The sequence below is a fragment of the Microcoleus sp. T3_B1 genome, from assembly GCF_036700445.1.
Lineage (GTDB): Bacteria > Cyanobacteriota > Cyanobacteriia > Cyanobacteriales > Microcoleaceae > Microcoleus.
Genome location: NZ_JAUBOX010000144.1, coordinates 1 through 10,148, shown reverse-complemented (window position 1 = coordinate 10,148; position 10,148 = coordinate 1). Strand labels below are relative to the sequence as shown.

General features: G+C 44.8%; 8 protein-coding genes. All 8 read left to right on the top strand.

Annotation, left to right across the window (positions count from 1 at the left end):
* Window positions 1–145: 145 nt before the first annotated feature.
* Window positions 146–1,090, top strand: a complete 945-nt coding sequence (locus tag QT990_RS34640; protein ID WP_333147190.1) for a response regulator — start codon at window positions 146–148, stop codon at window positions 1,088–1,090.
* A gap of 355 nt (window positions 1,091–1,445) precedes the next feature.
* A complete protein-coding gene (gene ubiE, locus QT990_RS34635) occupies window positions 1,446–2,147 on the top strand; it encodes a bifunctional demethylmenaquinone methyltransferase/2-methoxy-6-polyprenyl-1,4-benzoquinol methylase UbiE (protein WP_333147188.1) in 702 nt (233 codons plus the stop codon).
* 89 nt (window positions 2,148–2,236) lie between these two features.
* Complete coding sequence (locus QT990_RS34630) at window positions 2,237–3,469, top strand: DUF445 family protein (protein WP_333147200.1); 1,233 nt, start codon at window positions 2,237–2,239, stop codon at window positions 3,467–3,469.
* Window positions 3,470–3,637: 168 nt separating this feature from the next.
* Window positions 3,638–3,946: a DUF3493 domain-containing protein gene (locus QT990_RS34625; protein ID WP_333147186.1), complete on the top strand. Its 309-nt coding sequence runs from the start codon at window positions 3,638–3,640 to the stop codon at window positions 3,944–3,946.
* A 676-nt stretch (window positions 3,947–4,622) separates the two neighbouring features.
* Entirely contained in the window at window positions 4,623–5,198 is a 576-nt protein-coding gene (locus tag QT990_RS34620; protein ID WP_333147184.1) for an alpha/beta hydrolase, read from the top strand.
* 863 nt (window positions 5,199–6,061) lie between these two features.
* Window positions 6,062–7,279 carry a DegT/DnrJ/EryC1/StrS family aminotransferase gene (locus QT990_RS34615; RefSeq protein ID WP_333147182.1) on the top strand — a complete coding sequence of 406 codons (1,218 nt, stop codon included), beginning with the start codon at window positions 6,062–6,064 and terminating at the stop codon, window positions 7,277–7,279.
* 389 nt (window positions 7,280–7,668) lie between these two features.
* A complete protein-coding gene (gene epsE / locus QT990_RS34610; RefSeq protein WP_333147180.1) occupies window positions 7,669–8,946 on the top strand; it encodes an exopolysaccharide biosynthesis GT4 family glycosyltransferase EpsE in 1,278 nt (425 codons plus the stop codon).
* A 93-nt stretch (window positions 8,947–9,039) separates the two neighbouring features.
* The gene (locus QT990_RS34605) at window positions 9,040–10,131 is read left to right on the top strand and encodes an RNA-guided endonuclease TnpB family protein (RefSeq protein WP_333147178.1); all 1,092 of its coding nucleotides are present in this window, start codon (window positions 9,040–9,042) and stop codon (window positions 10,129–10,131) included.
* Window positions 10,132–10,148 lie beyond the last annotated feature (17 nt).

Here is a 10,148-nt window from a genome sequence, read left to right as displayed (position 1 = left end):
TTCTGGAGGCGTTCTATCGGGGATCGATAGTAATATCGGTCTAGAGTCGAGCCTGTGAGAGAAGAATCCCCCGCATTCTATGTGTGGGGAGTGTCAAAGAATAGTTGCTCGCCTAAATTTACGAAGGGGAGTTTATCGTATTGTTATGGATAATGCCATTTCAGAGCTAGATCAAATTAAACGCCAGCTCATGACCCTACACAGACCGAAAAAGCCCAAAATGCTGGTAGTAGACGACGAGCCAGACAATCTGGATTTACTCTACCGCACTTTCCGACGAGATTTTAACGTGCTCAAAGCTGAGAGCGGAATTCGCGCCTTGGAAGTCCTCGGCATCGAAGGCGAGGTCGCCGTCATCATTTCCGACCAGCGGATGCCCGAAATGAAGGGAACGGAGTTTTTGAGCAAAACCGTGCCCCAGTTTCCGAATACGGTCAGAATTATCTTGACTGGTTTTACGGACATTGAAGACTTGGTGGATGCAATTAACTCAGGACAGGTTTACAAGTATATCACCAAGCCTTGGGACCCGAACGAACTGAAGATGGTGGTGCAAAAGGCGGCCGAGACTTATGAAATTCTCAAGCAGCGTACTGAGGAATTGGATCGCGCCCAAACTCAAATACAACTGTTAGCAACAATCATGCAAACGGCTGTGGATTATCCGAGTTTAGAAGCAAGTTTAGATCCAATTGCTACTGCTATAAGTGATAATTTTTTGGCGGACTCTTGCATTTTGCAACTGGTGGAAGGAAATGTTTTAAGGCCACTCCAAGGCAGTCACACCACTGGTGCAACTGTGGAAAATTGGCTGGCAGATGATCCTCTGGTTCGAGAAGCAATTACCTCTCAAACAATTCAGGGTGCTGTGAATATTGCGCTCGACACCAACCTAGCGAGTCTGCCGCACTATCAGAAATCAGGCATTCAAGCTCACCTGAGCATCCCAGTGATTCACAAAGGTCGATCGATCGCCCTGATTTCCATGCAGTGGAAACAACCTTGTTCCCTGCGCCCCGACGAACTCACAACAGTTCACCTCGCCGCTCAAGAAGTTGCTTTGGTATTGACGAGTTTTCAGGGTCATTAGTCATCAGTCAGTCGATTTTAGATTTTAGATTTTAGATTTTAGATTTACTTGCAGCGCAGTGAATCTTGGAGCTTGAACAAAAGTCTAAAATTTTTGAATCTCCACGACGATTGTCGGGAGCTTGTACCTGTTTTTGGGCGGGGTCATCAGTCATTAGTTGTCAGTCATTAGTTATTAGTCGGCTCTCTGTCTTGAGTTGAAAATAATAGCAAACGAAGGATTCAAGACAAAATCTCGCGGATAGCTAACAATACAAAGCATTAATGACTGGCGACAGCATGACATGAATGCACGGATTAATTATTTTTTCCTGCTGGCCAATGACAAATTATCAATCACCAATGACAAATGACCAATGAGTAATAACGCCGAACAAATTAAAACTATATTTAATCGAATTGCACCAGTTTACAACCAATTGAACGACTGGTTGAGCTTTGGGCAACACCGGATTTGGAAGCAAATGGCGGTGAAATGGAGCAGTGCGAGTCCCGGAAATACTTGTTTAGACTTGTGCTGCGGTAGCGGGGATCTAGCTTTGTTGCTGGCTAAACAAGCAGGGCCGACCGGTTGCGTATTTGGAGTAGATTTTTCTGCGGAACAATTGGCCGTGGCTGCCAAGCGCGCGAGACCTTTTCTCACCCCTGCCAGTCCCATTTCCTGGGTAGAAGCTGACGCCCTAGACTTGCCTTTTGCTGACAATTACTTCGACTGCGCCACAATGGGTTACGGCCTGCGTAACGTGACTGACATCCCCCGCAGTCTTCAGGAATTGCACCGCGTCCTCAAACCCGGTGCCAAAGCAGCTATTCTCGACCTCCACCGCCCCAGCAATTCCCTAATGCGGAGCTTTCAGCAGTTTTATCTAGACACTCTCGTAGTGCCCATTGCTCAGCAATTTGGCATGACTCAAGAATATGCCTACATTAATCCTAGTTTAGAAAAATTCCCGATCGGCCAGCAGCAAGTCGCGATCGCCCACAAAGCCGGATTTGCCACCGCCACCCACTACCCGATTGCCGGAGCTATGATGGGAGTATTGGTATTAGTCCGTTGACTGTTGTCAGTTGTCAGTTGTCAGTTGTCAACAGTCAACAGTTAACAGTTAACAGTCAACAATCAACAATTCCCAATTCCCAATTATTGATGAATCCGTCTGACATTTGGCTGTTGTTGGCCCCACCTGTAGTGGGAGGAATTATTGGCTATTTCACTAACGATATAGCTATCAAAATGCTGTTCCGCCCCTATCGAGCTATTTACATCAAAGGGCGGAAGTTGCCTTTCACTCCCGGCTTGATCCCCCGCAACCAAGAGCGCTTGGCAAAGCGAATTTCCGACACAATTATGGGTTCGCTGCTGACGCCGGAGGAACTGCAAAACTTGGCGCGCCGCCTCCTGCAAACCGAGCGGATGCAGTCGGTGATTCTCTGGTTGTTGCAGTTGGCGCTGGATCAGGTAAAAGCAGACGCAGAGCAAAAAACGGCTAAAATTCTCGCTAACATTTTGCGAGATTTGCTGGGGGAATCTGTGCCGCGAATTCTCAAAGTGTTGGCGCGCCGGGAAGATTTTTTAGAAGCTCAGCTTAATCAAATTTTCGATCAAGTTTTGCTGGAGATTCAGCTTACGGAATCTCAGGCGGCTCAGCTTGCTGAGTGGTTGTTGCAGGTAGTAATACCCCCGGAAGTGCTGCGGCAGGCTTTAATTGACTTTTTGACGGATCGCAATATTTCGATCATCGATGAAGGGTTTCGAGAAAAAACGAGCGGCACTTATTGGGTAGTAGCAAATTTGTTTGGTTTGCGGAACACTTTAACTCGGCTGCGGACTTTTTGTCTGGATGACAGAGAAGCCACAAATCAGCGCTTAGCAGAGTTAACTATTTCTTTGGGGATTCGCGGGCGAATTCAGGAATGGCTGCAAAATTTGTCGATGCAAAATTTACCGGTTTCGACTGTGAGACAGTTGCGAAAAACTATGCGCGACAGTGTTCGCAGCTATGTTCAGCAGCGGGGTACAGATGTACTTGAGGGGTTGAGTAAATCTATTGACTGGGAAAATATTTCGCGGTTGATTCTCAATCGCTTGCAAACTTCAGCGGTGATGAGCGCTTCCCTCGGAATTGTCAGCAAAGAACTTGCTTTGGTTTTAGAGCGTTATTTAGAGCGGGATTTAGAAAATATTGTAGCTCAGGCTATCCCGATTTTGAATATTGACCAGGTGATTGTCGATCGAGTGAAAGGTACTTCTCCTGAAGAGTTGGAGTTAGCAATTCAGGGAATTGTCCAAAGCGAGTTGCAGGGAATTGTAAATTTAGGAGGCATTTTGGGTGTTTTTGTCGGCTGTTTACAGACAGTTGTGATTTGGATTCAGCGGTGATTTGTTTCGGCAGTTATGAGATATTTGTTCTAGTCTAATATTCACTCGACTTGCGCCCACAGTACCAAAAACCAGGTTTTTCGACCGTATTGGCCACCTCAGCCAGAGGATTTTTGGTATAAACCGGGTTTTTGTGACCCAATCCTAATTTACTTATTTTCTAAATCTATGCCAGCTCCCAATTCGGACGATCGCACAAACCTCCCAAAAAACCCGCGCAACCTCAGCCGCCAACAATACGAGCGTTTAACAGCAGAAATGGCCACTCCCTACCGGCCTCTGCGACAGTTTGTCTATGTAGCTTGTGGCGCTTCGGGCTTTATCGGCGGCTTGGTTTTCCTCGCTAAAATTGCCTCTGGGCGGGAAATTGGTTCTGCTTTGCCTAATTTTGCCCTCCAAGTCGGAGTGGTGGCCCTGATGGTGTTCCTGTTTCGCTGGGAGCAGCGCGCCGAGGGCCGATCCCCCAAGTCGAAGTAATAAAAATTTACAAATCGAGACAAAAATATATCTGAGGCAAGGAAAAGTTATAAATATAAAGAAATTATTATGAAATCGTGGTTTCCCAGCGATCCCTGTAATACTAATAATGTGGCTTTAATTGGGGTCAGCAAATTTAAAGGCCCTAATCATAAACCGCTTGTAATTCGTTCAATTGGGGTCAGCTTTCATAAAGACCCTAAATATATAAAATAAATTAAAGCCCAGCGCCAGCCTTCACTGATAGAAGAGCTGGCGTTAGGCATTTTGCTAGGATCGGGAAATTGGGAGAGAATCCTATCAATTCCGGTTGCACCGTCGGTGATTGTTGACAGTTGACTGTTGACTGTTGAATCGTGGTCGCAAAACTGAATGGTTGAGTGTTATCAGTAGGGTGTGCACCGCGCACAGAGAGGCCGGTACCAGCGCCCTGAACCGAGTTTTTTCCCTAGCATCCGATATAGGTAATACCAGTTCCCAAAAATCATGGAACTGTAGGCAGATGCTGGAAACCACGATCGTCATCAGTCATTCGCAATTCTAAAATCTAAAATCTAAAATGCTATAAGTGCTGGGGCGATCGACTAATTTGGTATTTCCCCAAGACCTTAGCCTGTGCAGTAACTAATGAGATGTGTCAAAGTCTAAGTAGAAAAAGATGTTGGGAGATTTTACTATGAATCGATCATTTTTCCAAGGGCGGTGGACGTTATTTTTAGCAGCAGGCGCGGGAATTGTATTTTACAGCAATGCTGCGACGGCGGCCGAAAAGGTAGTGCTCAAATACAGTGCGATCCGAATGACTTTACCCGTCAGCGAATTAGAAAGTTTTGCAGACACTGGGAAAATGTCGCCCGCGTTAGAAATGCTGCTGGGAAAAGCAAAAAAAGACCCCGAAGCGGTTCGCAACAGTCTGACGAGACCGGTGAAAGTCAGTCAAAGCTTTTTGGATCAGACGCTTAAGAGCAAGGTTGGGGAAATAATTCTCGATGAGGTGGGTCAGGTAATTCGCACTCCTTCTGGGAATGCAAATCGAGAAGCTTTGAGATCTGCCTTGGTGCTGTCTGCAACTAATGATAACGAGATTACCCTGCTGGAAGCGATGAAGAATTATCCTACTCCAGAAGTTTATGTTGAGGGCGATCGCTTAGTTGAAGCTTACGGCAAACTTGTAGCTTTGTCAGAACAATTGGGCGGGGTTTCAGAACGGCTGCAAGACATTTTGAACAAGATTCGTCTGCCTAGATTGTAGTGGATTTGGTCAAGGACGCTTGATTGCTTCGAGCGATCGCAGAATATTGCTGAACCTGCATCTACAGGGGAGTTACCTTTTTTTGTGCAAAATTTGCCTAATTTTTACACGAGTTAAAACAAAATCTAACTCCCGGCAAGCTTCAAACTAGACGGTAATCAGTCATTCCTAATTTTAAAATTAAAAATCAAAAATCAGATAACTTCGCTGTTAAATCTATATCGGGATAGATGTTCGACAGTTTACGAAAAGTTGATCGAGAAGTACCCGTGTTTTTATTAGACCTCTTGCAAAAATAATTAGGACGGGCTCTGGGGCCCATCCCACAAGAAAAAATAACTCTTGTGGGATGGGCCCCAGAACCCGTCCCATCAATTGAGGAAAAGGATTTTTGCAAGAGGTCTATTGAATAAAGTATTTAAAACACAAAATGCAGGCCAGAGCTTGTGTATCGCCCATAAACTGAAATACGATCGGGTTGACATTGCATATCATCTATCTTAAGATAGAGAAAGTCTGTCCGAGTCAGGGAAGTATTTGAACCAAAAAAAGCGGGTCAGAGCTTGTGTATCCCCCATAAACTGAAATAAGAGGGGGTGGACATTGCCGATTATCTATCTTAAGATAGAGAAACGCTGTCAGAGTCAGGCGCTTGGGGAAAAACGGCTGGTCATTAGTAAGCTCGTGCTATAACAGATGCCATTGCACAACGCATTCCCCAAAACTCTTGACTAAAAAAAATTGAAAAAAAAACGGTGAGAGACTGCATTAATTGACAGCACCTCAAATCCCAATAAAATCTTACTTTTCAGGGTAGTAAACTTTCACTCCATCGACTCTATTTACTTGGTAACACTAGCAACATGAACAACAATCCTATTCGTTCAAAAGACCGTTTCTTGGTTTTCGGCGCTCCAGCGATCGAAGATGCTGAAATTCAAGAAGTGGTGTCAACCATGAAAACAGGTTGGTTGGGTACAGGCCCTAAAGTCATGAGTTTTGAAAATGAGTTCAAAGCTTACAAGGGTTCCCAGTACGCGATTTCAGTTAATTCCTGTACGGCGGCACTGCACTTGAGCATCCTCGCTGCTTCGTTAGAACCGGGGGATGAAGTCATTACTACTCCCATGACTTTTTGCGCTACAGTTAATGCGATCATCCACGCTGGGGCAACACCGGTACTGGCGGATGTAGATCCGGTGACAATGAATATTGACCCGGATCAAGTCGAAGCTAAAATAACTTCAAAAACTAAGGCAATTTTGCCGGTTCACTTCGCAGGTCGTCCCTGCGATATGGATGCGCTTTGCGAGATTGCTAGCCGTCACAACTTGAAGTTAATTGAAGACTGCGCTCACGCGATCGAAACAGAGTACAAGGGACGGAAAGCAGGCACATTTGGCGACTTCGGATGCTTCAGCTTTTATGTTACCAAAAACATCACGACGGGCGAAGGAGGAATGATTCTGGCAGGCCGTCAAGAAGATGCAGACAGGCTCAAAATTTTAGCGCTGCACGGTATGAGCAAAGATGCTTGGAAGCGCTTCGGAGACTCGGGTTACAAACACTACCAAGTGGTAGAGGTCGGTTTTAAATACAATATGATGGATCTGCAAGCTGCGATCGGCATTCATCAAATGAAACGAATTACTCCTTATTGGCAGCGACGGGAGCAGATTTGGCAGCGCTACAACGAAGCATTTGCGGATCTGCCGATTACTTTGCCCGCGAAGGTCGAACCGGATACAATTCATGCTTATCACCTGTACACCATTCTGGTAGATGAAGCCAAAACAGGAATCAGCCGCGACGAGTTTCTCAACGCTATGAATGCTGAAAATATCGGTGTCGGCGTACATTACATGAGTATGCCGGAACATCCTATCTATCAAGAAATGTTTGGATGGCAGCCGGAAGACTATCCGAATGCTAGCTACATCGGACTGCATACAATTAGCTTGCCGATTTCGGCAAAACTAACAGATGCAGATGTGGAAGATGTAATTGCTGCTGTTAAAAAATGTTTGGCGATCGGCAAATATCGGACTCGATTAAAGGTAACAGCAGCCCAAGCCGCCTAGACTCTTAGCCACAAAACAATGTGAAACCTCTCCGGGTCGTCACCATCTATTCAAGGACTGCTCACATTCAGTACCCTAAAATTTTACACCCTCTCAACGTAGTGGAACTGGAGTTTTTGGTTGATACATCTAGACTTTTTTGGGGTATCCCTAAACTATATTTGTATCTATTAAAAATTCTGAGAAATTAAATGTCTGGGGTGCCGAATGTGAGTCCAAATTCTGTGAACCTAGATTTTGTAAAGCGAGCATTTATTGAAATCACCGACTACCTATCCCAAAAAAATGGCAGGGCGTGGGTTCCGCCAGCTAATTTTTTTTATCAGGAACAAACAAGCGATTGTTTAGCACATTTCAATTTGTCGAGTTGCTAAGGAAAAGAATCAATAATGAATAAACAGATTGGCTACTTTATTCCTGAATTTCCCGGACAAACTCATACTTGGATATGGCGAGAATATCAAGCAATGCTCGATCTTGGTATGAAACCTCACATGATATCAACCCGCCGTCCGCGCACTAAAGTTGTACATACTTGGGCTGAGAAAGCGCAAAGTATGACTGATTATTTGATACCCTTTGAGACCAAAGATTTTGTGAATGTTCCCATAGAACTCATCAAAGCTGGCCCGATTGCCTGGTGGCGCTGCCTCAGTGTAATTGCTAATACTAAAAATCTCTCCTTTTCTCAAAGGCTTTACTATTTGGTATGGGTTGTTATGGGGGCTAAGCTAGCTTGGCTTGCCAGAACCCAGGGCTGGTCTCACGTCCACGTTCATTCCTGTAGCAATGCTGCTAATATTGCCCTATTTGCCTCCATACTTTCGGACATCACTTATAGTCTGGCTCTTCTCGGTCAGTTAGAAGATTTTGGGCCCAATCAAGAACAAAAATGGAAACATTCTGCTTTTGCTTCTGTAATGTCTAAACAACTCCTCAATTCTGTCAAAGATGAGCTGGCAGGCTTCTTGCCCAAGGATGTGAGGGTGTCACCAGTCGGTGTAAATCTCGATGAAATTAAGCGTGAAACTCCCTATACTCCTTGGCAGGAAGGCAGTCAATGCCGAATTTACACTTGCGGCCGTCTCAATATAGCCAAAGGACAAAAGTACCTGATTGAGTCAATTAAGTTGCTTCGACAACAAGGGTTTGATGTCCGCTTGCAGATTGCTGGGGAAGATGCAGAATCTGGTAATGGCTACCGTCAAGAACTCGAGAAATTCATTCAAGAGCAATCAATGTCTGATTATGTTGAGCTGCTTGGTTCTGTCTCAGAAGAACGAAATCGCCAAGGTTATCAAGAGGCTGATATTTTTGTTTTACCCAGCTTGAAAGAGGGAATTTCTGTAGCTGTTATGGAAGCAATGGCTATGCAAACTCCTGTAGTAGTGACGCAGGTGGGTGGAATGGCGGAACTGATAGATAACGGTGTTGACGGTATGCTAGTCCCGCCGGAAAATCCCGAAAAAATGGCAGAGGCCATAGCAAAATTGCTAAAGGACAAAGAATTAACGTTGAGCCTGATTCACAAATCACGACAGAAGATTGCTGCTAAATTCCACCATAGGCGTAGTGCTCAGATATTACTTGAATCCTTGGAGGAACTCAGTTCACGGGGTGAAGAACAGGTTGAAAGCATTGCTGCGTCAAGGTTTTTAGTTAAATGACCAAGCGAAAATATCTTCGCGGGCATGAGCAAAACTTAAGTGCCAAATAGTTCGCTAAAATTAACCATAGTTAATCGCCCTTGAGGAAGTTCTATGTTTGCCGTTAAACGAGCGCTCAAACTCAATAACAACGAAGCGACTTTGATGGCAAAACACGCAGGATTCCGGCGCGTAGTATTTAATTTTGGGTTAAGCTTGCGGACTCAAATGTATAGCGAGGGGAAACTTACAGACTCGAAGGTACTCAACGAAGTCAAAAAAGTTCTCACCAACCACGTCAAGAAACAGCCTGAATTTGCTTGGATGAACCAGTTGTCTAGCCGAGTCTACCAAAACGCATTAATTGACTTGAAAGATGCGTTTAGTCGATATCGTTTGGGGAAAGCAGGTCATCCAAAATTCGCCAGTCGCCGAAACGGTCAATCTTTTAGGGTCGATTCATCCAATGGGAAAGTGTGGCTTTGTGCTGGCAACACAATTAAGATTCCTACCTTGGGAACGTTTCGTCTTCACGAGCCACTAGAATGCGGTTACGTGTCTCAAACTTTCACTATCTCAAAAAAAGGAAGTCGCTGGTTTGTATCATTCTGTGTTGATGCAGAACGTCTACCTGTTGAGCAATCTCAGGCAGCCGTGGGAATTGATGTAGGTATTAAATATGTGGCCACCCTGTCAAACCAGCAAGTCTTTGACGCACCAAAACCGTTGAACCAAGCGAAAACCAAGCTTGCCACTTTACAGCGAAAAGCGTCCAAGCAGGTAAAAGGTTCCAATAACCAGTGCAAAACCTATAATAAAATTAGCCGACTTCGCGCCCAAATAGCTTGTATTCGCTCAGATTTCCTTCACAAGTTAACAACTCCCACCGCTAAAAATTTTAAGCTCATCAAGATTGAAGACTTGAATATAAAAGGTATGATGGCGAATCACAAACTGGCTGGGGCAATATCCGACTTAGGATTTTACGAATTCAAGCGCCAACTTGATTACAAGTGCAAAATGTATGGAGCAACTTTAGTCCTGGTAGACCAATGGTTCCCTAGTTCTAAAACCTGTTCTAATTGTGGCACTAAAAAAGATATGCCACTAAGCATTCGGACTTTTGACTGTCCTGCTTGTGGCATCTCTTTAGATCGTGATTTCAACGCCAGCATCAACATTTTAAACTGGGAACCCTCGGCTTGAGGGGGATAGCCTACTTA